Annotated in this window: 19 protein-coding genes; 8 read left to right on the top strand and 11 right to left on the bottom strand. The window is 45.6% G+C overall.

Features of this window, described 5'->3' with window-relative positions; all coding sequences use genetic code 11:
* Positions 1-418: 418 nt before the first annotated feature.
* The 4 genes from AC0LWE_RS17090 (at position 419) to AC0LWE_RS17075 (ending at position 5,656) form a co-directional block, all read left to right on the top strand.
* A complete protein-coding gene (locus tag AC0LWE_RS17090) occupies positions 419-1,120 on the top strand; it encodes an oligogalacturonate-specific porin KdgM family protein (protein ID WP_131489618.1) in 702 nt (233 codons plus the stop codon).
* 70 nt (positions 1,121-1,190) lie between these two features.
* Entirely contained in the window at positions 1,191-2,900 is a 1,710-nt protein-coding gene (locus AC0LWE_RS17085; protein ID WP_219347092.1) for a pectate lyase, read from the top strand.
* 385 nt (positions 2,901-3,285) lie between these two features.
* Positions 3,286-4,155: a phosphorothioated DNA-binding restriction endonuclease gene (locus AC0LWE_RS17080; protein ID WP_202667978.1), complete on the top strand. Its 870-nt coding sequence runs from the start codon at positions 3,286-3,288 to the stop codon at positions 4,153-4,155.
* 310 nt (positions 4,156-4,465) lie between these two features.
* Positions 4,466-5,656, top strand: coding sequence for a hypothetical protein (locus tag AC0LWE_RS17075; RefSeq protein WP_474265926.1), 1,191 nt, complete (start codon positions 4,466-4,468; stop codon positions 5,654-5,656).
* A gap of 116 nt (positions 5,657-5,772) precedes the next feature.
* Here AC0LWE_RS17075 and AC0LWE_RS17070 read toward each other — a convergent pair whose 3' ends face one another.
* The 8 genes from AC0LWE_RS17070 to AC0LWE_RS17035 form a co-directional block, all read right to left on the bottom strand.
* Positions 5,773-7,092: an McrC family protein gene (locus AC0LWE_RS17070; RefSeq protein ID WP_474265924.1), complete on the bottom strand. Its 1,320-nt coding sequence runs from the start codon at positions 7,090-7,092 to the stop codon at positions 5,773-5,775.
* Positions 7,089-9,149, bottom strand: coding sequence for an McrB family protein (locus AC0LWE_RS17065; protein ID WP_474265922.1), 2,061 nt, complete (start codon positions 9,147-9,149; stop codon positions 7,089-7,091). Before AC0LWE_RS17065 ends, AC0LWE_RS17070 begins: the two co-directional genes overlap by 4 nt.
* A 182-nt stretch (positions 9,150-9,331) precedes the next feature.
* A complete protein-coding gene (locus AC0LWE_RS17060; RefSeq protein ID WP_474265920.1) occupies positions 9,332-10,162 on the bottom strand; it encodes a DUF4942 domain-containing protein in 831 nt (276 codons plus the stop codon).
* A 113-nt stretch (positions 10,163-10,275) separates the two neighbouring features.
* A complete protein-coding gene (locus tag AC0LWE_RS17055) occupies positions 10,276-10,596 on the bottom strand; it encodes a TA system toxin CbtA family protein (RefSeq protein ID WP_474265918.1) in 321 nt (106 codons plus the stop codon).
* Positions 10,597-10,632: 36 nt separating this feature from the next.
* A complete protein-coding gene (locus AC0LWE_RS17050; RefSeq protein WP_474265916.1) occupies positions 10,633-10,956 on the bottom strand; it encodes a type IV toxin-antitoxin system YeeU family antitoxin in 324 nt (107 codons plus the stop codon).
* Positions 10,957-10,968: 12 nt separating this feature from the next.
* A complete protein-coding gene (gene radC, locus AC0LWE_RS17045; protein WP_474265914.1) occupies positions 10,969-11,439 on the bottom strand; it encodes a RadC family protein in 471 nt (156 codons plus the stop codon).
* 70 nt (positions 11,440-11,509) lie between these two features.
* Positions 11,510-12,331 carry a DUF932 domain-containing protein gene (locus AC0LWE_RS17040; protein ID WP_474265912.1) on the bottom strand — a complete coding sequence of 274 codons (822 nt, stop codon included), beginning with the start codon at positions 12,329-12,331 and terminating at the stop codon, positions 11,510-11,512.
* A 147-nt stretch (positions 12,332-12,478) separates the two neighbouring features.
* On the bottom strand, positions 12,479-13,435 hold the full coding sequence (locus AC0LWE_RS17035; RefSeq protein WP_474265910.1) for a hypothetical protein: 957 nt from the start codon (positions 13,433-13,435) through the stop codon (positions 12,479-12,481).
* 588 nt (positions 13,436-14,023) lie between these two features.
* On the opposite strand from AC0LWE_RS17035, the gene AC0LWE_RS17030 reads away from it, so the two are divergent.
* Positions 14,024-14,629 (top strand): inovirus Gp2 family protein, encoded by a 606-nt coding sequence (locus AC0LWE_RS17030; RefSeq protein ID WP_474265908.1) that lies wholly within the window; start codon positions 14,024-14,026, stop codon positions 14,627-14,629.
* Between the two features lie 91 nt (positions 14,630-14,720).
* On the top strand, positions 14,721-14,936 hold the full coding sequence (locus AC0LWE_RS17025) for a helix-turn-helix transcriptional regulator (protein ID WP_474265906.1): 216 nt from the start codon (positions 14,721-14,723) through the stop codon (positions 14,934-14,936).
* Between the two features lie 205 nt (positions 14,937-15,141).
* On the opposite strand, the gene AC0LWE_RS17020 is transcribed toward AC0LWE_RS17025, so the two are convergent.
* Genes AC0LWE_RS17020 through AC0LWE_RS17010 form a run of 3 tightly spaced genes read right to left on the bottom strand, consistent with a single transcriptional unit; the run spans position 15,142 to position 17,666 of the window.
* Complete coding sequence (locus tag AC0LWE_RS17020; RefSeq protein ID WP_474265904.1) at positions 15,142-15,927, bottom strand: hypothetical protein; 786 nt, start codon at positions 15,925-15,927, stop codon at positions 15,142-15,144.
* Between the two features lie 12 nt (positions 15,928-15,939).
* Entirely contained in the window at positions 15,940-16,944 is a 1,005-nt protein-coding gene (locus AC0LWE_RS17015) for a GTPase family protein (protein WP_474265902.1), read from the bottom strand.
* 38 nt (positions 16,945-16,982) lie between these two features.
* Positions 16,983-17,666 carry a WYL domain-containing transcriptional factor gene (locus AC0LWE_RS17010; RefSeq protein ID WP_474265900.1) on the bottom strand — a complete coding sequence of 228 codons (684 nt, stop codon included), beginning with the start codon at positions 17,664-17,666 and terminating at the stop codon, positions 16,983-16,985.
* 625 nt (positions 17,667-18,291) lie between these two features.
* Here AC0LWE_RS17010 and AC0LWE_RS17005 point away from each other — a divergent pair.
* Both AC0LWE_RS17005 and AC0LWE_RS17000 read left to right on the top strand, forming a co-directional pair.
* The gene (locus AC0LWE_RS17005; RefSeq protein WP_474265898.1) at positions 18,292-20,694 is read left to right on the top strand and encodes a type I restriction-modification system subunit M; all 2,403 of its coding nucleotides are present in this window, start codon (positions 18,292-18,294) and stop codon (positions 20,692-20,694) included.
* Positions 20,695-20,705: 11 nt separating this feature from the next.
* A complete protein-coding gene (locus tag AC0LWE_RS17000; RefSeq protein ID WP_474265896.1) occupies positions 20,706-22,016 on the top strand; it encodes a restriction endonuclease subunit S in 1,311 nt (436 codons plus the stop codon).
* Positions 22,017-22,145 lie beyond the last annotated feature (129 nt).

Genomic DNA, 22,145 nt, shown 5'->3' with positions numbered 1-22,145 from the left:
AATCCAGCAAAAGACCCATATCTTATTGTTTTAAAACATAAAATAATTATTAAGATTATCTTTATAAGCATGACCTTAAATAATCCAACGCCTCTTATTAAGATTCAGATCTCGATCTCAAAACACTATTTCATTTTGTGTAAAAGTTAATTCCACAAAATCACAACCTTTACTAAAAACATCAACACCAGGGAATAACAGAATTATGTGTGGTGAATCCCCCTAAGCGGAGGGGTCATGCTGACATGAGGGAACCCTCAATGTATTTCGTTTTTATGGACGAATTGAGAAATCGGCGCTCAATTCACCGGGAGGCACCCGGCACCACACGCCCATTTTAATTATTACTTTTATCGACCCAACTGCTTTGTGGCAGAGAATATCTTATACCTTTGGAAAATAAAAATAGAGGATCTCTATGTTGCGCTCATTGTTATTATTTACCGTCCCTTTTATGAGTATTGCGGCACACGCAGTCACCTTTGATTATCGTCATGAAATGAACGACAGCGCCGGTAATAGTCATAAAGACAGGCTGTTAATGTCTCACCGCTTTGCCAATGGCTTTGGCTTATCCCTTGAAGGTAAATGGAAAGGATCTCAGGATAAAGATAAAGCCTTTGATGAAACCGTCAGCAATGGCACCGAAGTGGTAGCAAGTTACGTATATAAAATTAATAATACTTTCCAGATTGAGCCGGGTTTCTCGCTGGATACCAGCTCGTCATCGAATAATTATCGCCCTTACCTGCGCGGTAAAGCTAACCTGACCGATGACGTCAGCGCCTCACTGCGTTATCGTCCTTACTATAAACGTAACTCTGGCAATATTGGCACCGCAAAAGACACGTCGGAAAACGGCTATAACTTAACGAGCGTACTGTCGTGGAAATTCCTGAAGGATTACCAGCTCGACTACGAAATTGACTATAAAAAAGCGAACTCAGCGGGCGTGGTGTTAGCTGACAGCGAAAATTATGATTGGACGCATGATTTTAAACTCACCTATAAGTTTGATAAAAACTGGTCCCCGTATATGGCGGTTGGGAATGTGTCCGGCAGTAAAGTCACGGATGAAAGACAAACGCGTTACCGCGTTGGTGTGAAATATTCATTCTGATGAACGTGTAATAATCTGGAGTCAATAAATAAGGGTTTCTTTAAACCCTTATTTTATTATGGGGACAATAATGACGATTTCAAAAATAGCGCTGACGGTGGGTATTCTGAGCGTCTTCTCGTTTTCCGCTCTCGCACAGGACAGTGAGCGTTTGAGCAGCGTTAAGCTGTTCGCGGACACGGTTCTCGATAAGGCTGGCGATCGATATGGACATAACTCGCCGCTGCTGGCAGACGGCGTGGATCCGCGCACTGGCAAACAGATGGAGTGGATCTTCCCGGACGGCAAAGCGGCGGTGCTGTCCAACTTCTCCGCCCAACAGAACTTGATGCGCGTCCTGGTGGGATTAACTCATCTGACCGGCGAGGCGAAATATAAACAGCGGGCCGAAGCGAATGTCCGTTATTACTTCGACCACTATCAAGATCCGAGCGGCCTGCTGCTGTGGGGCGGGCATCGTTTTATCGACCTGAGAACCCTTGAACCACAGGGCCCCAGTGAAAAGGAGAGGGTTCACGAGCTCAAGAATGCCTATCCCTATTACGATCTGATGTTTGCTGTGAATGACAAAGCCACCGCGCGATTTATCAAAGCCTTCTGGAATGCGCACGTTTACGACTGGAAAACACTGGAAACCAGCCGCCATGGTGAGTACGGCAAAGCGATGGGATCGCTGTGGCAAAGCGACTTTGAGCAACAGCCACCATTTTTTGCCACTAAGGGACTGAGCTTCCTCAACGCCGGGAACGATCTTATCTACTCCGCTTCGCTACTCTATCAGTACGATCGTGACGCGGGCGCGCTGACCTGGTCGACGCGCCTTGCCGAGCAGTACGTACTGCCGCGCGATAAAAAAACCGGGCTGGGGGTTTACCAGTTTACGCAGGCGCTCAAGCGCGCCGACACCCTCGATGACAGCGATACCCACTCAAAGTATGGCGATCGCGCCCAGCGTCAGTTTGGTCCGGAGCTGGGCCCCGACGCACTGGAAGGCAATATGCTGCTGAAAGGCAGGACCAGCACACTCTATTCCGAAAACGCGCTGATGCAGCTGGCGCTGGCAAAACAACTGGGCAACGACGGTAACGATCTCAAAAAATGGACGCTGGATGGCCTGAAAGCCTTCGCCACCTACGCCTATGACGAGCCGACCAATACCTTCCGTCCGATGTTGGCCAATGGAACGGATCTCTCTGGCTACGTCTTAAAACGGGACGGCTACTACGGCAAAAAAGGCACAACGCTGAAAGCCTATCCTGCGGGCAATGAATTCCTGCTTTCCTACGCCCGCGCCTGGACGCTCGAACCTGATCACGCCATCTGGCGCGTAGCACGCGGCATCGCCAAAGGCCAGAATCTTGGCGATATCGGTGAGCCCGGCGGTGCAAAACTCGCGCTGAACATGCAGACGGATAACCACGAGCCCTATGCCATTTTTGCGCTGATCGACCTGTGGCAGGCGACGGGGCAAAAGGCGTATCTGACGCTGGCTGATCGCGTGGGACAAAATATCCTCAACACCCAGCGCGTGAACGGCTTCTTCGTGGACGATCCGCAGGCTGAGTTTGCCAACATCGACCATATTGCGCCTTACGCACTGCTTGCGCTGGAAGCGGCTTTCAACAATAAATCGGACGCGGTTGCGCCGTTCCTGAACGGTGCGGGATTCACCGAAGGCGCTTATCGGATGTCGGACGGGACGGTTCGCTACTCCACCCGTGACGATGAGTTGTTCAAGCTTAAGCCGGGTGAACTGCTCAAGCCTAACGGTAAGAAGTAAACGCCTCCCCCATCACCCGATGGGGGAAATTTTTGCGTGGCGCTCCGCCAGCAGGGGAAAATCTCAGCACGTTTTCCCGAGTGAAGAGAAAGCGCGACATGCCGATCGGCAGGATCGACGAGCAGATTGCTGGCAACTCGCAGATCTCGAAGAAACCGAGTTAAAGAAACGGGTGCGTAAAGTCAGCAAACCGCCATTGCACATGCAAAAGCAGGTTATGGATTTCATCGGGGTGCTATCTGCAAAGGTTGCAAAAAGCGGATAAATCAATGGAGGGAAGAAGGCGTCATTGGGTTCTTTTTTTATTCGTTGTGAGAAACCAGTAGGTTGATTGGATGGAGTTTCGCGAGCATCATCGCAATTATTTAGCTTCTTATATAACGCGATGACGTCCAGCAAAAATCTAGAACAGGCAATTGCCAACATCACCATCTGGCGCAAGGGTGAACAACGTGCGCCGCATAAACCATTATTGCTTCTTTATGTTCTTGCAAACTATCAACGCGGCCACGCTCGCCTGTTTAACTACGGGACAGAAGTGCGCGATCAGCTGCATAGTCTTCTGGAACGTTTTGGTCCACAGCGTACCCAGTACCGGCCTGATATGCCCTTCTGGCGTCTTAAGGGTGATGGCTTCTGGGAACTTCAAAATGATGAACACTGTTCAACTGCGGGAAGCAAGCAACCGCCGACGCGAGAGTTGGTCGAATACAACGTCGCTGGCGGATTTGATGAAGAGCATTACGCGCTGCTGACGAAAAACAAATACCTCATCGGCTCACTGGCCCAGCAAATTCTGGAAGCTCATTTTCCTGAAAGTATTCAGGAAGAGATCGCTGAGGAAATGGATTTTGATATTCAGCAGATTCGCAAAGTTCGCGATCCGTTGTTCCGTCAGCAGGTGCTTCGCGCCTACAACTACGAATGTGCAATCTGCGGGTTTAATATGCGACATGACAATGCCTCCGTCGCACTTGAAGCGGCACATATCAAATGGAAACAGTATGGCGGTCCGTGTGAGATCTCAAACGGGCTGGCGCTATGCGCAATTCACCATAAGGCGTTTGATAAGGGTTCGATTGGGCTAGATGAAAATATGCAGGTGTTAGTGTCTGAGGCGGTAAATGGCGGCGGGATTGTTGAGCGGCTTTTCTGGGATTTTGCCGGGACACAGATTGCGCTACCGATAGTGAAAGGGAATTACCCGAAAGATGGGTTTGTGGATTGGCATAGGCGGGAAGTTTTTAAAGGGTGAGTGCGAAGGCCGGACTCGAATTTCACACCTAATAGACTGATATCAATGTATTTTAAAATAAGGAATAAATGTTTATACCCGCACTTGTACCCACAAGTTAAAATCCGTACAAAAAACAGACAAAATTAGTGGATATAAAGCCATATCAGTAGAACACTTACATAGCTTTGAATGCAAGATCCAGGTAGGAAGAGCTGCTTTCCTCAAGGGCAACAACTGAACATAATCACCTGAGAAGTAGCTGGTGAGCTATGACCTAAAATGGAGTCATTAGCTAGGCCATATGTCAAACTTGGATGGATACTAGAATATGGAAAATAACAGAATAAACAAACGCTTTATAAAAATACGTGCTTGGTTTTTAACAATCCTTACACCTGCGTTCGCGTCAACTTCTATTGCGGCATTGTTTGTCTGGTCGCATCTTGCGCGTATTGGACAAACAGGACTTTTTTTTGACAGCATCTCTTTTTCATCATTGTTCAGTTATCTGATGGTCTTTGCTTGTACCAGCATGCTCCTTTTTTGCATTGTATTATTTATGCCCTCGCTACTGACGGGACTTTTTATTTCCAACTATCAGGGGGAACGTAGTTTCCGGAATGAGCTGGCAGAAAACAATATCAAAATCGTTCTTCTGACCTCGCTATTGTCAACAGTGATATTTTTTGGCTATTTTTTCCTCATGCACAACGCTGGAAAAGAAGTTGCACAGAATGTATCACTTCAGTTAAGTACTATTTGGCTTTGCAGCTTTATACTTTCCCTGTGGTTCAATGGCTCTATTACTTATAGACAGATAAGCACAGAGGGTAAGTGGAAGAAGATCAAAAAGGTTCTTTCTATGCATTTTTTACAACCAGTGCTCTTCTCCCTTGCAGCCTGTATATATATTTTTCCTCTTGAGTTATTTCTTCGTACGTTGGAGTTTCCGGACGGAACAAACGAGATCTGGCAGGCGTTGACTGTTATAGCGCTATCCATGTTCCTGATTATTTTCTCACTTATTCCCGGCGTTGTTTTCCTCAGGTTAAGAACCCGCACCAGCTTGTTACATCAAGTAACTGTTACGGGTGGAATCATGGCTGGAATACTATTCCTCATTTTTACGTTTGTGCATATGGTACCAGCTTTGATACTAACGATGTTCCTTAAAACATCAGGGATAATGGATCTGACACCTCATACTTATGGCGTACCGACTGCCGCATATCCTGCTGAATATTTTAGAGACTCGGCCTGGCAGGGTGTACGATCTTCAGATGAAAAATACTATTTACTTAAGGCAGTGAAAATTTATTCACTCGGAGATATACGCCTTATCTGTCCACTAAATATCATTCAATCATACAAAGACAGTCTTCAATACCAACTATTGGATACCGCCTATGATGATAGCGTTCGTGGCAAACTTCAGGATGCTGTTTCTCATTGCCGTAGGGTAAAGAGTCAGGAACTGCTGACACTTGAAAAATTACCACAGGTGGAAACCAAAAAGTAAACTTGCAAGAAATGCGCAGCGATGTCCACTTAAGCAAAAAGTGGACATCCCGTGATGTTGGGAGGGTATTACCCATCAACGATATGGCTAACCGTGAAAAGAGAATAACAGGGATTTTATATCAAGTTTTTCCCATCAGGGAAACGCAGACCAGAACTTTGCAAACTATCACCAATGAAAAATGGCACAACCCATAAACGCAGTGAGTTTTCCTTTTGATGGCTGAATTCATAGGGATGAGTTAACGGCTGACTAAAACCCTCATGTGAAGGATAAATCAGCAGCATATCCCCTATACCCTCCTGATAGTTCATACCGTAGGCCAACATCTGGTAAAGGTCAGCCTGCGACTGTTCGAGTGTCGCCTTTCCGCCCCCCTCCACCATTTTCCATTTAACATCACAAATCATCGCCTGCTCCTCATACTCCCCACGAGGCTGTAGATAGATATCGGGCCTAAGCTTAAATACTCCTTTGCCATTGAGACGAACCAAGGTGTGCGAATCCACCTGTGCCTTCACATGCCAGTTATCGTTATAACGATGACGCATCCATGCAGTCACAAAAGATTCAAACACAGCTTCCATTGGGAAAAGCAGTGAAATTGCGTTGGCGTCACCCTGCATGCAGTGAGGAGACTGCCCCATCAAAATCAGCCGCGCCCACGCCAAGGCAAGTTCATAATGACGCATATGCCGGTCGAGACACACTTGGTCGAAGGCGATGCGAAAATCACCGACAGGCGCAATATCGTCAAAGTGAACCTGTAAAGAGTTAACTTGTAGTAGTAGCTGCGGATTGCTGATCTGCTGGCGAATTTTATCGATAGCAGTTCTCAGTATCCGGTTTTCCGGACGTTCAGCGCTGTAATCGTCAAATTCCACTTGAAAGCGATCCCGACGCACGCAGTTTTTGCTTAATTGAGCGGAGACCAGCAACTTCCCTTTCATCCAGGACAAATTGTCCTGCTGACGTATATAGTCACGCTTTAGACCATGGCGCACAATCTGCTGTACGCTATCGATAAACTGCTGAATAAATACATCCATCAGCGGCATCTTCGAGGTTCGAACTCTGGATGCGGAAGTGGCAAGATGGCGAAAAGATTTTAGCGTACGTAGCATCATTAAAAGCTGCTGACGCGCATTATCAATGTTCTCGTCACGCCGCCCCGTTTTTGGCAACACTTCAATAAACGCATTTCCTGGAAGAGAGATAACACCAGCATAATTTTTTACTTGCAGAGTTTTTACACTCCCCCGGCTGCGCAGGGTTAGCAGACGATGAGTGTTATCCGCGTCATCTTTCAGACACCGTTGCTCAAGCCACTCAAACAGCTTGGAGGGCAGAACGACCGCATTATTTATGCGGCCCCTATCTTTTTCATCAACCAGAAGCCCGTATTCGAAGACGGTAAAGTTTTGACGAGACGTCATTCCCTGCTCCCAGGATTACTATTTTTTGGCGCATAAATTTGTTGCCAGGCGAGCGGAATATCCCAGACATCGTCGCTCTCAGAGGCCAAATGGAAACTGGCACCGATATCATGCAGATCTTCAGTTCCGCTATTGCCAAAAAGATCCGCAAACTGTTTCTGATCTCTCACCTCACATACGAACTGCAGGTGCGGGTTTTCGCTTTTCTGATTGTCGCCCAGCACCATACGAATTTTTTGCCAGTCGTTGTAGAAGTACTCCTCCAGCAGTGGCAGCACCTTGTTTCGCATGATCCGCTTGAGCCTTTCAAATGCCAGCTCTTCGTCCTCTTTTACCTGAACAACTGGGATAAAAAAGGCATGGCCTAATGTATGTTCTCTATCGTACAGCACCTGAATGCGGTCATTCAAAGTCTGCAGAAGGCGTGGCAAATCAATCCCTTTGATAACCGTATCTTTCAAGACATTGATATCCGGTAGCATAGCTTCAAACTCAAATCTGCGGCGCAAGGCGGTATCCAAAGCCGTGAGCGAACGATCGGCGGTATTCATGGTGCCAATTAAATAGAGATTATTCGGCACGCTGAATGGGGTGGAAGAATAAGGAAGCATTACGCTAAGAGCCTCCGTTTCTCCGGCACGTTTAGAGGTTTCTATCAGGGTGATCAGTTCACCAAAGATTTTGGATATATTGCCACGGTTAATTTCGTCAATAATTAAAACGTAGTTTTGCCGTTTTTCAGATACAGAATCTTGTGGGTTGGAAGGCAAACCTTCCTGTTTAATCAGGTAATTAAGGATACTACGTACGTATGACGGATTATGTACCTTTGCCTGAGGATTTTGGTAGACCAGACTGATATTCTTGAGGTAAGCATTGTAACCCTGCCCTAAATCCTCTTTTTTCGATTGCGACGGGAAAATACCAAAGGTGGTCTGGCTCTTGTAAGCCAGTTGGAAGGCTTTGCCCTGCAGCGTTTCAAGGGTAATGCTTCCACTTTCAGATAAACGTTCTTGTAGGCGGACAAGTGCCTCGTCAAGCTTCTGCTGAACACCAGCGTGACCAAAAGCAGCATCTTCACAAATTTGCTTAAAAATACCCGCTTTGATTTCGTAGCGCACATTGCCATCGTCGGTGGTCTCTGCTCTTAGCCCTTCGATGAACTCTTCATAGCCAAAACTCTGATGGAAGGTGATAAAACGCACCCGCTTTTCAGCAATCAGGCGGTCATAAATCTTTTTCAGCTCACGGCGTTTTTCGTGCTCCTCTTTACCTTCCTGAAGCGAGTAGGCTGCCGGTTCGCAAGCGCGTACGGCCAGATCGATTGTGCGGTAAGTTTTACCAGTGCCTGGCGGACCATAGAGGATAGTATTTTTTGGTAGTTGCGGGGTGGTAACTTCCTCATCTTGTTCGTCTTCAGGCAAGGTAGTCTCGTTACCAATTAATCCAATATCGTTCTTCTGAATAACCTGCGTATAGAGATGCCAGAGCGACATATTCAGCTCGATAGGATCGACATCATCACCTAGTGCGCGGTGCAATGCTTTCTTGAGATCAAGATTGCGAGCGAACCACTCCTGATCCTCTGAAAGGCCAAGTTGAAAATGGTTATTGCAGTAGTTATAGCTGCTAAAAAAATTGCTGATATTCACGACGTTCGTAATTTTAGACGGATAGAGAGCGGCAAAGGCGCGATGGCAGAGAGCCCAGTACACCTTGTTCAATATTCCATCCGTTTTAAGTTTAATAAGGCGCTTAATCACCCGGTCGTAATTCTCCTGCGTACACTCTTCTGCCATCATGCGAGTGAGAGCGAGCAGCTGTTTTTGCGCCGTTTCGAATTCAAACTGGGACATACCCCCCTGTCGGAGGCTGGAGATGCCATTGCTGCGTTCGTACCAAATCTGTCGAATTGTATCCGTAGAAAAGTTGGGTTTTTCGGCTTGAATCTGTTCTACAAGCTGACGATAGTGTTTGCCCCAGTCGGGGCTGTATTGATTATTTTTTGCAATATGAGATTGAAAGAAAGGGGCTAATGCAGAGGAATCCTGAACCATCACATACTCCGTGTGTAAGGCGATTTAGAAATGGGATATCTGCATCTTATCGGATAAATCTCAATCCAGTCACTACCTGTTCAAGGGAAGCAACAAAAAATCCAGTTAAAGGTATTTCAATAAATTCAGTCAATTACCATAAAAAATGCCGAATTCGATTTCCAACGGCTTTAAAATGACTGCTATTGCCCCAGCATTGCCGGATAGTGCTTAGCGATGATGTCGTTCATACGCTCAATCAAGTTCAGGCGTTTGAAGGTCAAGTGCACGGTGCCTTTTTGATAGTAACGAATGCTGAAGAACTCATCTTCGTAAAAGTCCTTAGCCGGATTATCCCGGATATGCTCCATCAATCGGGTAGAGATATCACCACGGTTGTCAGGGATGGGTTTTCCATCCAGCAGAAACAGCATTCGCTCCAGGTCCGCTAGCTGATCCCGTCGCCAACCCCAGTTAAGGCTAAAGCCCCAGCGGTTATGCGTCACCAGATTGTTAATGATGAGCTTCTTACCGAAACTGCAGGGACTGTTGGTTTTGTAATCCCACGAGAGGGCTTTGAAGACGTTAATGATGCCACGTTCGAAGACGTCCATTTTATTCAGATGTAACTGCTCAAAGGTGCTGAGAATATTCGCCTCGCTGATAGCAGGAAGATTGCCCTCCTCCAGGTTCTTGTGCCACTGGTCTCGAGCCTGCGCATCCATCAAGGCCATCATGCCGGACTTCAGCATCAAATCGCGCCAGATACTGCTGTCGATATTGCGAGTAACGGCAGGCATCGCTTTATCAGCCTTCTCAGTCAGCCAACTATCGTAGCGGTGCCCTGACTTCATCACCCAGTCTTGCGCCGTACCACCACCAATTTCTGAGGTTAGCCTTGAAATGGCATCAAGCTGCTGGATGAGCAGTTCAATCTGCAGCAGTGCTGCATCGCGGCCAGAAACTACTCGTTCGATATTGGTCGAAAGGATGAGTTCATTGTGTTCCGTTAACACGTCGGGTTCTGTTTGCATCGTTTATCGTCCATAAAAGCAAACACGCCTGCCGGGAGTGGCAGGCGCATTATGCGATGAATAAAAAAGGTGGAAAGTTCAGAGGTAAAAATCAGGAATGAGGCTCGAAGAATTCAAGTATTTATTAATCCAGTAGCTCGCCTGGCTCTAAGAATGTCGGTGGCGGTCAGGAACGGTGTCTGCTCCTGCCAGGTGAACCCCTTACGGTCAGTGCGTACCAGTTCATAACGCTCCACGAGGAAATTAACCGCATCGGCAAGCGTTATTCCCGCCTCGATATGTTCCAGAATGGCCGCATCGTCGTGGAATGGCGTATCGTTAAGTGTCAGGCCGTAATGGTGCTCCAGCAAATACGTTAACAGTTGCTGCCAGACCTGTACGGGCGACAGCCGTGACGAAACCGGCACCGCGGCCGGTACAGTTGAAATGTGCATAGGTAGAATCCTGAGAAAAGAAGAAGAGAGAAGGTGTTACGGGGTTGGATAAATAGAAATGTAAACGTAGCCGCAGCTTCCACAGGTATCAGCTATGCAAGTTAAACTAGCAAGTTGAATGGTCACCTGATGTTGCTGATGTGGATTTAGTTCGCCAGCACGCAGCATATTTTCCAGTTGTGCTACAAACAGCGGAAAAGCCAGATCTAATTTCTGCAGGTGTATCGGGCTAAAACGGCCCGTCAATCCAGCCCTGTCAGCCAGGTAATACAGCCGGTTGCCTTCCTGAACTAATCTTGCGCCAAATCGTGGGGTGATATTGCTTTGTATCCCCCATTCATAAGGTAGTGTGAATGACATAAAAATCCCCGTTTAAAGCAACCCCTGCTCAGCAAAAGAAACCACTCCATTTCCAACAACCAAATGATCTAGCACTCGCACTTCTACCAGTGCTAACGCTTTCACTATCCGCTGAGTGATGTGTTTATCCTGCTGACTGATTTCTGTCTTACCTGAAGGATGGTTATGCGCCAGAATTACCGCAGCGGCATTGTGTTTCAGAGCCAATTTAACCACTTCGCGGGGATGCATTTCGGTATGGCTGAGTGTGCCGGTAAACAGTGTTTCTCGCCCCAAAAGGCAGTGCTGGTTATCGAGATATATCACGATAAAAACTTCACGTTCCTGATGAGCCATCTGTAGCTGAAGCCAGGTTTTGGTGAAGCTGGTGGAGGTAAATGACTCACTCGGCTGACGCTGATATTTCTCCAATAGTCGTAACGCCCGACGAATGATGCGTTGCTCGTTTGCAGGAAATACCGGGGATAAATTGAATACAGACATAATTGCTCCTTGAAACAAAAAGGCTCGCCGGTTTATTGATGAGGCCTGAGGGAAGGGAAAATAAAATGGTTCAGGAGGCAAGCTGCAGCATATTCTCGGCCATTACCCATAGAGCTCGGTTAAGCTTCACATCACCGTCGATACCTTTTACAGCACGGGTATGGGCACGTTTGCCTTTAGTCGTTCGTCCAGACAGGCCGCCTTTAATCAGGTTTTCCTGAATGCGCTGATAAGTGGTCCACAGGTCGTTACTTTCATCCTGCCAGCGGCGCGGGGATAGGATTTGCGATTCCGTCACCGGTTGATGCTCTTCACCAAAGCGATAAGTTAATGCCGCTTTTGCCATCGCCTGCTGTGCAGGTGGCGGTAACATCAGCGACTGCATGGCATCGCGTTTCTCTTCTACGCGATCAAAAATCCCCAGCACTTCGTAAGCTCCTTCAATGACTTTCTCCACCACGTTGCCTTTATGTGGCACACGTACCTCTCCAAAACTCTCACCGCAAATTAGTCCATTCTGGCAAACCGATCTGAATAACCCTGGTAGCATCTGGTATGAGCTGGAGCCGTCGTGGCTATTAAGCAGTATGATTTCAGGCACCTGCTTGCCAGTGATCTGGCCTTCGCGACGTAGACGTAGCATATGCTTAGTATGTTCGCGTTTGCTCTGGTCTCGGACTCTAGTCTGGCACGCAAAGAATGGCTGAAAGCCTTCACGTTGCAGGTTATCAAGCAGGGTAATGGTCGGAATGTATGTGTACCGATCGCTGCGGGATTCATGCTTTTCTTCGCTGAATACACTCGGCACATAATGCGCCAGTTCATCGGGGGTTAGCGGGCGGTCGCGTCGAACGAGATTGACCGCACCGAAGCGGCTGGCTAAACGTGTCATTATTAGTTCCTTATTGAGATATGAAAAAAAGACCATGCCTCACTTTGAGACATGGTCTTTCTGAAAGTGAACGGTGAAAAAAGATTGTATTAAATTCGGGTAAGATCACACGGATAGTACAGAGATAAAAACGATTGTAATTTAATATTACCAGCCAGCATTCTGCTTCCTAATAGCCCGGTTGAGCGTGTCCAAATCTTGTATAGTTTTTTCTTTTACTATGTAGGTGGTTCCATTCTGGTCAATAGTGACTGAGTGCGGAAAATAATCCTTTATGATTTTAACCGTTGAGGGGTGACTAAAAAATCGATATCTGAGACCTGTGCAACTAATAAAGTCTCCCTCTGATGGGGTAGCCAGTTCATCTGGTGATTGTGGCTCATACAAAACCCCGACAAAAAAACCGCCCCCGCGCATACCTTCCAGCCCATTAATATACAACTGGTGTGAATGTTTTTTTCTGTTCCATCCATTTTTGGCCATGTCATGGAAAGTTCTGTACTTAATGTTACTAAGATCGAACAAAAGTGCTTCATCGCCATTTGATCTGTTACTGCGCACAGGAATCACCTTACATGAATAACTTATTTCTATTTCGAGGCCATCAGCAGTGTACTGCTTATACTTTACCGTTACCTTTCCGATAAAAAATAAAAACAAATCCGGTTTAAAGTTAATATCATCAGGAACATGAATTCGCGCCTGCAGATATGAAATTACTCTTCTGAGTATATCCCTCTTATTTATTGCTTCCGCAGGCTTTGGAATGTCACTAAACATGATGTAAGGAAGCGTCTCAGTAAACGCCCTCCTTTGAAACAAACGATGAAACTCATCCGTTATCCCTCTTGTTTTTCCATCAATAGTCAGATTATTGATTTCAAAACCTGCATTGAAAACCTTTTCCGGTACCAGATTTTTATTCGCCATCAGTTTACCTGAAGGTAAAAGTGCATCGTTTTCCATCCTGTACTTCAAGGCATCAAGAATCATGTCCTGAATAACAGCTGAACTACTGCTACCCGTCCTTTTCGCCAGGCTAACTATCATCTGATGAAGTTCAGGATAGGAAAGATTAACCGTTATCCTTTTTTTACTTACCATCACATATTCCTTATAAGGTGCAGCACTTTTTATATTTTAACAGTGCTGCACCTTTTTAAAAACCTAATTAAATCAGAAGTGTGCTCCATGCTAAAACAACTGCTTTCGGCAATATCCGTTATGGTGGCATGAGCGAAAGTAAAATGTTCATCCGTAAACCTAGGCAAGAAATAGCCCCGTAGTCAGCGTACCGGGATAACTTAAGAGTGGTTTTAGTCCGAATGGCGGGAGTAATAACAGCCAGAAAACCCAATACAGCAGGGGCGTACGAGGTAGCAGGTGGCGATTTCAGTGATTATTTACTGCCGGACACTAATATTATGCTTATTGTTGTTCTCTACAGTATGTAGCAGTACATCTTGGGAAGAGGGGTATACAGAGATCCACAGGGAAGTGGGTATAGAACCGTTAAAAGAGAGTAAAGCTATCAGCAAAGGCTAAAGCCAGTAGTAATGTGAGTCAGTGTTTTCTTTGATCGTCCTGTACCTTCGTTAAAAGTTACTGAAGCTTTCATGGGTATGTCACTAACAACATGAGAGCCCGGAAATGATACTCAAAGCATGTAACAGCGAGAAGAATGCTTACCATATGCAGCGTCTGGAAGCGCTGACAGCTTTCGTGATGAATGAGCATGCCCGTGTTCTAGCCTTCGGGCTGGATTTAAGCCTGCCGCAGCATAACCAACATAAGGGATATGAATCTGCGGTGATAACCCGTTTTATTGCCTCACTTAAGGCACAAATAGCCGCTTATCTGAAGAGACGCAGCAGAGAAGGTAAACGAATATACCCTTGCCCGGTGTATTACGCATGGGCCAGAGAGTTCGGTGAGCTTAATGGCAATAAGCATTATCACCTGGTGCTGCTGGTTAACCGTGAGGTGTTCAGTTTCATGATGCTGAAACTTGGGATTAAGGGTACCGGAAGAGGGTTATTGCTAACGATGGCAGCTAAGGCGTGGTGCCACGCGCTGAAACTGAAGGGTAAAGCGAAGGAGAGCGTAAGTTATCATCTGGCAGGCATATTTGAGCTGAACCGCAGAGAGGGAACAAACAGCCTTGATTATGAGAATTACCTGAATCGGATCTGCTATCTCGCCAAAAAACGTTCCAAAGAAAATGAGGACGGCGAGCGTAATTTTGGCTGCAGTCAGTTTAAGACCAAAGCGAAAAGTAATTTATTACTGGAGAAGTGATTGTAATGACGGAGCACACAACATGACCTTAAATCAAAAGGTTAGTTCTGCTCCTGTCTTTTACCCACTCAAAGACAGAAGGAAAATCGTCATGAACAATATACTGACTCCCGAAACCGAGCTGATGAACGATAAGCTGGTGGATATGGTCTTTATCACCACCTTTACGGGCTTAACCGATAAGTGGTTCTACAAGCTGATTAAGGACGGGGTGTTTCCGAGACCTATCAAGTTTGGCCGCAGTTCCCGCTGGCTGGAAAGTGATGTCAGGCGCTGGGTGATGGAGCGCATAGAAGAATCCCGCTAATAATGCCTCTGGGCACTTTCTGTACGCCTTACCCATAATACACTATGTCGGTAAACGCCTGACAGGGCTTTTGCTGTGCATTAGCCGGTAGTAATATTGTGGTGATGAAATGGATAGCTTCACTGTAGAGTTACACATAATTAAAAGGGGGGAAGTGTCAGATTATTTACTGGCACTCGCTCCCCCATACTAACCACAGATATATTTAATTATTAAAGGTCCAGCTACCAGAATCGGTCTCAATATTGGCTTCTATAATACGGTCACATTTCATATATTTGAACGTGGCCACATCACCGAATTGATATTTGGCTGGCAGGGTTCTGTTACCGACGCTCTCCATTTTACAGTTCCCTCGGTTAACCCGAATGGATTTCAGCACCACGTTGTCATCAGTGATAGTGAGCTGAATAACGCCATATTTAGTATTCCAGCCTTCATTGCTGACGGCGCTGCCAAACTGCACTTTAAACGGTGGCGTCGTGGATTGCTGTATCTGCTGTTGCTGAGAGGATGCAGGTTTATTAGCCTGCTGGCTACCCACGCCATTAATACCGTTCTGAAGGAGGCTCCTGGAAACGTTAATCGTACCGGGTTTGCAGGATACGGTGCTGGTTTCCTGCCCCAGTGAATTCATGGCCGTGTAATAAGCATCGCCTGTACCATCATATTCCGAATAATTGACGGCAACAGCGCCTTCAATATCGTCACTTTCTCCGCGCAACGTGAAAGAAGCGGTTCCCGCCTCTGATTTAGCGATGACAATCTGTTTCGCCTCACCGGAGGGGGTGTCCAGTTTAATGACGGAGCCGCCCTCTTCGGCGTCACCGCCTGGCTTTTCAAAACTGATATAAACGGTATCACTGGCATGACTGAGCGTCATTTGCTCGCCGTTTTCAAGCAGGCATTGCAGGTCGTAACCGCCACCTGCATGAGCAGACTGAGCAGCAAATAACGCTATCAGCAGTGCAGGAATAATCAGTGGTTTCATTACATATTTTCCTTATCCAAAAAAATGGTCCCAGACGTTACCCGCCCACTCGATAACCTTATCTTTCCCCTTACGGGCAAGCTCTTTGACGGGCTTTGGTAACGGAACAGAATCAATAACGTCGTCAAGTATCCCGGAGACAACGCTGGCAAAGCCGCCTTTCGCTTCCGTCTTTACGTCATCGGTTTTGTACTCTTCCTTAAACTGCGAGGCGGTGCTGCTTTTAGCCCGATCAGGCAACGCGCGGATCATCGTTTCGACCAGACGAAGGATGTTGTAGCCCTCATCGGCGGAAATGGGGATGACCGGATAGTGCGTAAAGCCAAATCGTTCAGTAATGTAGGCTTCTTTCTTTTCGATGTTGATGCGCTGTGCCGGGGATGGCTGATGCAGGTGTGTATCCCACTCACGGAAGGGCTCGATTTTATCCACCTGGTTGAGGACGAACAAAACGCGCTCACCACCTCCTGCAGGCAGCAGAACATTGTTGTAGAAATGCTCATCGGCAGAAAAAGCCCGATCGTCGCCTTTTATCACCCAGAGGATGAGATCCAGAGAGGGAAGCAAAGTGCGGTAAAGGTCTTCATACTCTTTATCCCGCCGGGCATTCTCACCTACGCCAGGGATATCAATTATCTCCAGCGAACGTTTGCCGAAGCGTATGCGCAGCTCCTGAGCCTCCCGTGTACAGGCCTCAACGTCGCTGACCGCACACACCTCTCCCTGAAACAACGCATTACACACGCTGCTCTTTCCGGAACCGGTTTTTCCCATAACACCAATAACGGGTTCATAGTCGATAGCTTCACTGATTTTGTTAACCAGACTTTCCCGCAGCGACTGAGGGAAAACATCGAGAATATCCCTAATGTCAGGTATGAGCGGCGGGCTGTCGGCTTTTACTCCGTTGCTATCATTAAACATACTGCCCCATATTCCTGAAATTCCCCCTTCTCTTCTGGTGATGCCATTAGCATCAGTAATCATCCGGCCTTCGCCCTTCACCGGGTCATCCATAAAGGTCTCCTTGCTTATGTTGAAATGAACGTTGCCAGTTACTCTTTGAAGGTGTGAATAACGTCGCTGATGAAACGAAAATGAGGAAGAGCCGAAATAAACTCCTCACTGGCGGTAAGTGCATCAAGTTCAGGCTTTCTGCGAAAAGAAGTGTCAAGAACAGTCACAGCGTTAACGTCTTCCATCCGAAACACCTGTAGCTTTCTCGCTCGAGTAGCCACAAGAAACCAGTTTCTGGACTGGAAGATCAGGCGGCGAGGAGCCACTGCGTCGTAGTTCTTACCATTGACTAATAGCGTAACGGCTCGGTAGTCACGGATCGCTTCGGCCAGCTCCAGAAAGCAGGTGGTTTGGGTGATTGGCGATGGCAATCCTCCATGTCCGATAAGGCATGGTGAGTACCCAGAGCTGCTGGTAATGAGCCGGATTAATCTGCGGTTCTGGGCCGGAATGATCCCCGAAATCCCAGAATTGAGGATAAACGTAAAGGTATTAGGTAAATGCTCTCGACCAGTTCGTCGGATAAGTCGATAGCTGCCACTGGAATGTTCAAGATCCAGATGGATTAGACGCTGTTGAAAATCCCGCTGTAGAGTGCGCTCTGAAACACCAAACTCATTTGCCAGCGCTTTCAGCTCCAGGGATTGACCAGCCAACAATCGGCTGATAATGACCGATAACCTGACGGACAGGCGGTCATAATGATCATGTTGTGTTTTCATGGTGAGAACAGTCCTGAACTCCCAAAATAACCAGATATTGATATGGGAGATTATGACGTACTGGTTCGACACGTTATGTCGTACCAAAGGGAGGTGGATTGAAAAAATGGTGGGGGTAACTGCAGTGATCTAATGCTATGAAATATAAGTTAGTTAGTTGATTCCAAGGCGAAGGCATCATCAAAAAAACGACACAACCTGTCGCATTCCGCATTGTCAGAAAGAGAATATCTGCTGCTCACGAAAATGATTTAGTTCTGAAAATAGTTATAAACCAATAGATATCCGTGCAGTGATTGCGTTGCTGTAGATGAGTTGTGGTGAAATTTCTTTTGATTGGCAAAAAGCATGAGGAAATGCAGTAGTTACAAGCAGTGCTCTGAAGCATTGTAACGGCCGAGAATGAAGCCATCTACTATGTGATACAGCATGAATATCAAGCTGTCCGCTAACACCATCTTTCCATCTTAGGTTAGGGCTGGACTAAGGAGCGTACTTGGTTAAACTGGGACGATTCGAAACTATCTTTGGCTGCTTGTACCTTTTTGTGAACATACCAACAGTCATGCAGACCAAGTTTAGTTCTTCATTCAGATGTAAAAATGAGCAGTGATTAGGAAGAAAAATGGATCATAGTGTGCACAACAAGCTTATCTCTTTTATTTGGAACATTGCCGACGATTGCTTACGCGATGTGTACGTTCGAGGTAAGTACCGCGATGTGATTTTACCTATGGTGATTTTGCGACGTTTGGATACTTTGTTAGAGCCGACCAAGGAAGCTGTGTTGGCGGAAGTTAAATTCCAAAAAGAAGAGATGCAAGCTACAGAACTGGATGATGAGCCTTTAAAGGCAGCCAGTGGCTATGTGTTTTATAACACGTCAAAGTGGACATTGAAGTCACTATTTAACATCGCAACTAACAACCAGCAAATACTCCTAGCGAATTTTGAAGATTACTTACTTGGCTTTAGCGACAACGTTAAAGAAATCATTGAATGCTTTAACCTTAAGTCACAAATTCGCCACATGGCTTCGAAGCAAGTTCTACTAGATGTGGTTGAAAAATTTGTCTCTCCTTACATCAATTTAACGCCAGAAGTCGTGGAAGATCCCGAAGGCAACAAGATGCCAGCCCTCACCAACTTGGGTATGGGCTATGTGTTTGAAGAGCTAATCCGCAAGTTTAATGAAGAAAACAACGAAGAAGCCGGTGAACACTTTACCCCTAGGGAAGTGATCGAGTTGATGACGCACTTGGTTTTTGACCCGCTCAAGGACCAACTTCCACTCACCATGACTGTTTACGACCCGGCTTGTGGAAGCGGCGGTATGCTGACTGAATCTCAGAATTTCATTGAAGAGAAGTATCCCAATAACAATCGCGACATCTATTTATACGGCAAAGAGATTAACGACGAAACCTACGCTATCTGTAAATCGGACATGATGATTAAGGGTAATAATCCTGAGAACATCAAAGTAGGCTCTACATTGTCTACAGACGAGTTTGCATCCTCACGGTTTGACTTTATGTTATCTAATCCACCTTACGGAAAGAGTTGGGCATCAGAGCAAAAACACATCAAAGATGGTAACGATGTAATTGATCCTCGCTTTAAAGTAAGCCTGAAAGATTATTGGGGCAACGTTGAAGTGGTCGATGCCACGCCGCGCTCAAGTGATGGCCAGTTACTCTTCTTAATGGAGATGGTCAACAAGATGAAAGACCCTAATGTCAGTCCGCTCGGTAGCCGGATCGCATCTGTTCACAATGGTTCATCCTTGTTTACAGGGGATGCGGGCGGTGGTGAAAGTAATATTCGCCGGTTTATTATCGAAAACGATATGCTGGACGTCATCGTTCAATTACCTAATAACCTGTTCTATAACACAGGTATTACTACCTACATTTGGGTTCTTAACAACAATAAACCCACCTCTCGAAAAGGCAAGGTGCAGTTGATTGATGCCAGCTTACTCTATCGCAAACTGCGCAAAAATTTAGGCAATAAAAACTGCGAATTTGCACCTGAACATATCACTGAGATCACTGATACCTACCTTTCCTGCATGGATTTTGAAAGACAGTTAGATACAAACAACGACCCTATTGGTATTGCCAGCAAAGTATTTAGCAATGATGACTTTGGTTACTATAAAGTCACTATTGAACGTCCAGACCGACGTAAAGCACGCTTTACTCAGGAAGCTATTGCACCATTGCGTTTTGATAAGCAGTTTGGCGACGTCATGATGCACTTGTACGCCGAATATGGTGATGATGTCTATAAAAAGACAGGTTTCGGCAGTGATCTGAAAAAGAGTTTCCTGAAATCCATTGAGAAAGAAATCTTCTCCTGGTGTGAAGAGAACAAAATCAGCTTAAATGCAAAATCCAGGACCAAATTACTTGATGTCAAGCATTGGTCGGCACTTAGAACCGTTCTGGAAACCGCTCAAAACTTGATGTCTGACATTGGCGATAATGAATTTGATGATTTTAATAAATTCACAAGCCTTGTCGATAAATCACTTAAAGCAAACGGTGTAAAATTAACTGCATCTGAGAAGAATGCTATCTTAAATGCCGTTAGCTGGTATAACGAATCTGCAAAGAAAGTGATTAAAAAAGTCGTTAAACTAAGTGATGAAAAACTAGATGAACTGCTTACTCGCTATGAATGCGAAGCGGAAGACTTACCTGATTTTGGCTACTTTCCAAGCGGAAAAAAAGGTGAATACATTATTTATGAGAGCAACAGTGAATTTCGTGACACTGAGTCTATTCCATTGAAACAAAGTATTTACCAATACTTTCTTGATGAAGTAAAACCGCATGTCGATGAAGCCTGGATTAATTTGGATTCCGTTAAAATTGGCTATGAAATTAGCTTTAACAGATATTTCTACCGTCACAAGCCACTGCGAAGCCCAGAAGACGTAGCAACAGATATTATAAATCTAGAGAAAAAGTCTGAGGGATTAATTGCGAAGATTTTGGGTGTGAAAGTAGCAGTAGTGTAAGGAGAAACTTAATGGTTAATTTCACTTTAATGCCAAAATATGAAAAACATATTAACTCGGGTCATGAATGGGTTGGCGAAATCCCTCGAAACTGGAAAATCACCAAATTAGGTTCCTGTCTTTCCCCGGTGTCAATAAAAAACCACCCTGATCTCCCATTACTATCAATAACGCGTGAATTAGGTGTTATTGAAAGGGATGTTGAAGATCAAGATTCTAATCACAACTTCATCCCAGACGACCTAAGCGGCTATAAAAAGCTAGAAAAAGGACAGTTTGGTATGAATAAAATGAAAGCTTGGCAAGGCTCATATGGCGTCTCAAAGTATACAGGCATTGTGAGTCCTGCTTACTTTGTTTTTAACTTTACCAAAGCCATCAATCCGGAGTTTTTCAATTGGGCAATTAGAAGTAAGTTGTATGTTTCATTTTTCGGTAGTGCTTCAGATGGAGTACGCATTGGGCAGTGGGATCTCTCAAAGGATAGAATGAAAGCAATTCCTTTCATTCTGCCACCCGAAGAGGAACAAATACAAATTGCTAATTTTCTCGTCCAAAAGACAGAGCAAATCGACGAAGCTATTGCCCTTAAAGAGCAACAAATCAATCTGCTTAAAGAGCGTAAGCAAGTTATTACTCACAAGGCGGTAACACAAGGGCTTGATCCCAATGTGTCGTTGAAGGACTCTGGTGTGACTTGGATTGGCAAGATTCCAGAGCATTGGAAAATTACCAAATTAGGTTCCTGTCTTTCCCCGGTGTCAATAAAAAACCACCCTGATCTCCCATTACTATCAATAACGCGTGAATTAGGTGTTATTGAAAGGGATGTTGAAGATCAAGATTCTAATCACAACTTCATCCCAGACGACCTAAGCGGCTATAAAAAGCTAGAAAAAGGACAGTTTGGTATGAATAAAATGAAAGCTTGGCAAGGCTCATATGGTGTCTCAAAGTATACAGGCATTGTGAGTCCTGCTTACTTTGTTTTTAACTTTACCAAAGCCATCAATCCGGAGTTTTTCAATTGGGCAATTAGAAGTAAGTTGTATGTTTCATTTTTCGGTAGTGCTTCAGATGGAGTACGCATTGGGCAGTGGGATCTCTCAAAGGATAGAATGAAAGCAATTCCTTTCATTCTGCCACCCGAAGAGGAACAAATACAAATTGCTAATTTTCTCGTCCAAAAGACAGAGCAAATCGACGAAGCTATTGCCCTTAAAGAGCAACAAATCGAAAAAATTAAAGAATACAAAGCAACTCTGATCAATAGCGTTGTGACAGGCAAAATAAAAATTACCCCAGAGATGGTGGAGCGATAGGACGCTGCAATATGTTCACGGTGAATTATCAAACCAATCTGGTTACGGTCAGGAAGCTCAGCGAACGTGGCTTTCGGGGCTTTACCGCACGCAAACGTCTTAAGAAATGGACGGTGCGCCGACCTGAAG

It is taken from the genome of Lelliottia sp. RD5, from assembly GCF_056032945.1.
Note: the sequence above shows the minus strand (reverse complement) of the source record. Positions and strands in the feature narration are given on the sequence as shown.

Coding starts and splice junctions, on each gene's coding strand:
- AC0LWE_RS17090 (WP_131489618.1), top strand. CDS start 419: ATGTTGCGCTCATTGTTATTATTTACCGTCCCTTTTATGAGTATTGCG.
- AC0LWE_RS17085 (WP_219347092.1), top strand. CDS start 1,191: ATGACGATTTCAAAAATAGCGCTGACGGTGGGTATTCTGAGCGTCTTC.
- AC0LWE_RS17080 (WP_202667978.1), top strand. CDS start 3,286: ATGACGTCCAGCAAAAATCTAGAACAGGCAATTGCCAACATCACCATC.
- AC0LWE_RS17075 (WP_474265926.1), top strand. CDS start 4,466: ATGGAAAATAACAGAATAAACAAACGCTTTATAAAAATACGTGCTTGG.
- AC0LWE_RS17070 (WP_474265924.1), bottom strand. CDS start 7,092: ATGACGTCTCGTCAAAACTTTACCGTCTTCGAATACGGGCTTCTGGTT.
- AC0LWE_RS17065 (WP_474265922.1), bottom strand. CDS start 9,149: ATGGTTCAGGATTCCTCTGCATTAGCCCCTTTCTTTCAATCTCATATT.
- AC0LWE_RS17060 (WP_474265920.1), bottom strand. CDS start 10,162: ATGCAAACAGAACCCGACGTGTTAACGGAACACAATGAACTCATCCTT.
- AC0LWE_RS17055 (WP_474265918.1), bottom strand. CDS start 10,596: ATGCACATTTCAACTGTACCGGCCGCGGTGCCGGTTTCGTCACGGCTG.
- AC0LWE_RS17050 (WP_474265916.1), bottom strand. CDS start 10,956: ATGTCATTCACACTACCTTATGAATGGGGGATACAAAGCAATATCACC.
- radC (WP_474265914.1), bottom strand. CDS start 11,439: ATGTCTGTATTCAATTTATCCCCGGTATTTCCTGCAAACGAGCAACGC.
- AC0LWE_RS17040 (WP_474265912.1), bottom strand. CDS start 12,331: ATGACACGTTTAGCCAGCCGCTTCGGTGCGGTCAATCTCGTTCGACGC.
- AC0LWE_RS17035 (WP_474265910.1), bottom strand. CDS start 13,435: ATGGTAAGTAAAAAAAGGATAACGGTTAATCTTTCCTATCCTGAACTT.
- AC0LWE_RS17030 (WP_474265908.1), top strand. CDS start 14,024: ATGCAGCGTCTGGAAGCGCTGACAGCTTTCGTGATGAATGAGCATGCC.
- AC0LWE_RS17025 (WP_474265906.1), top strand. CDS start 14,721: ATGAACAATATACTGACTCCCGAAACCGAGCTGATGAACGATAAGCTG.
- AC0LWE_RS17020 (WP_474265904.1), bottom strand. CDS start 15,927: ATGAAACCACTGATTATTCCTGCACTGCTGATAGCGTTATTTGCTGCT.
- AC0LWE_RS17015 (WP_474265902.1), bottom strand. CDS start 16,944: ATGGATGACCCGGTGAAGGGCGAAGGCCGGATGATTACTGATGCTAAT.
- AC0LWE_RS17010 (WP_474265900.1), bottom strand. CDS start 17,666: ATGAAAACACAACATGATCATTATGACCGCCTGTCCGTCAGGTTATCG.
- AC0LWE_RS17005 (WP_474265898.1), top strand. CDS start 18,292: ATGGATCATAGTGTGCACAACAAGCTTATCTCTTTTATTTGGAACATT.
- AC0LWE_RS17000 (WP_474265896.1), top strand. CDS start 20,706: ATGGTTAATTTCACTTTAATGCCAAAATATGAAAAACATATTAACTCG.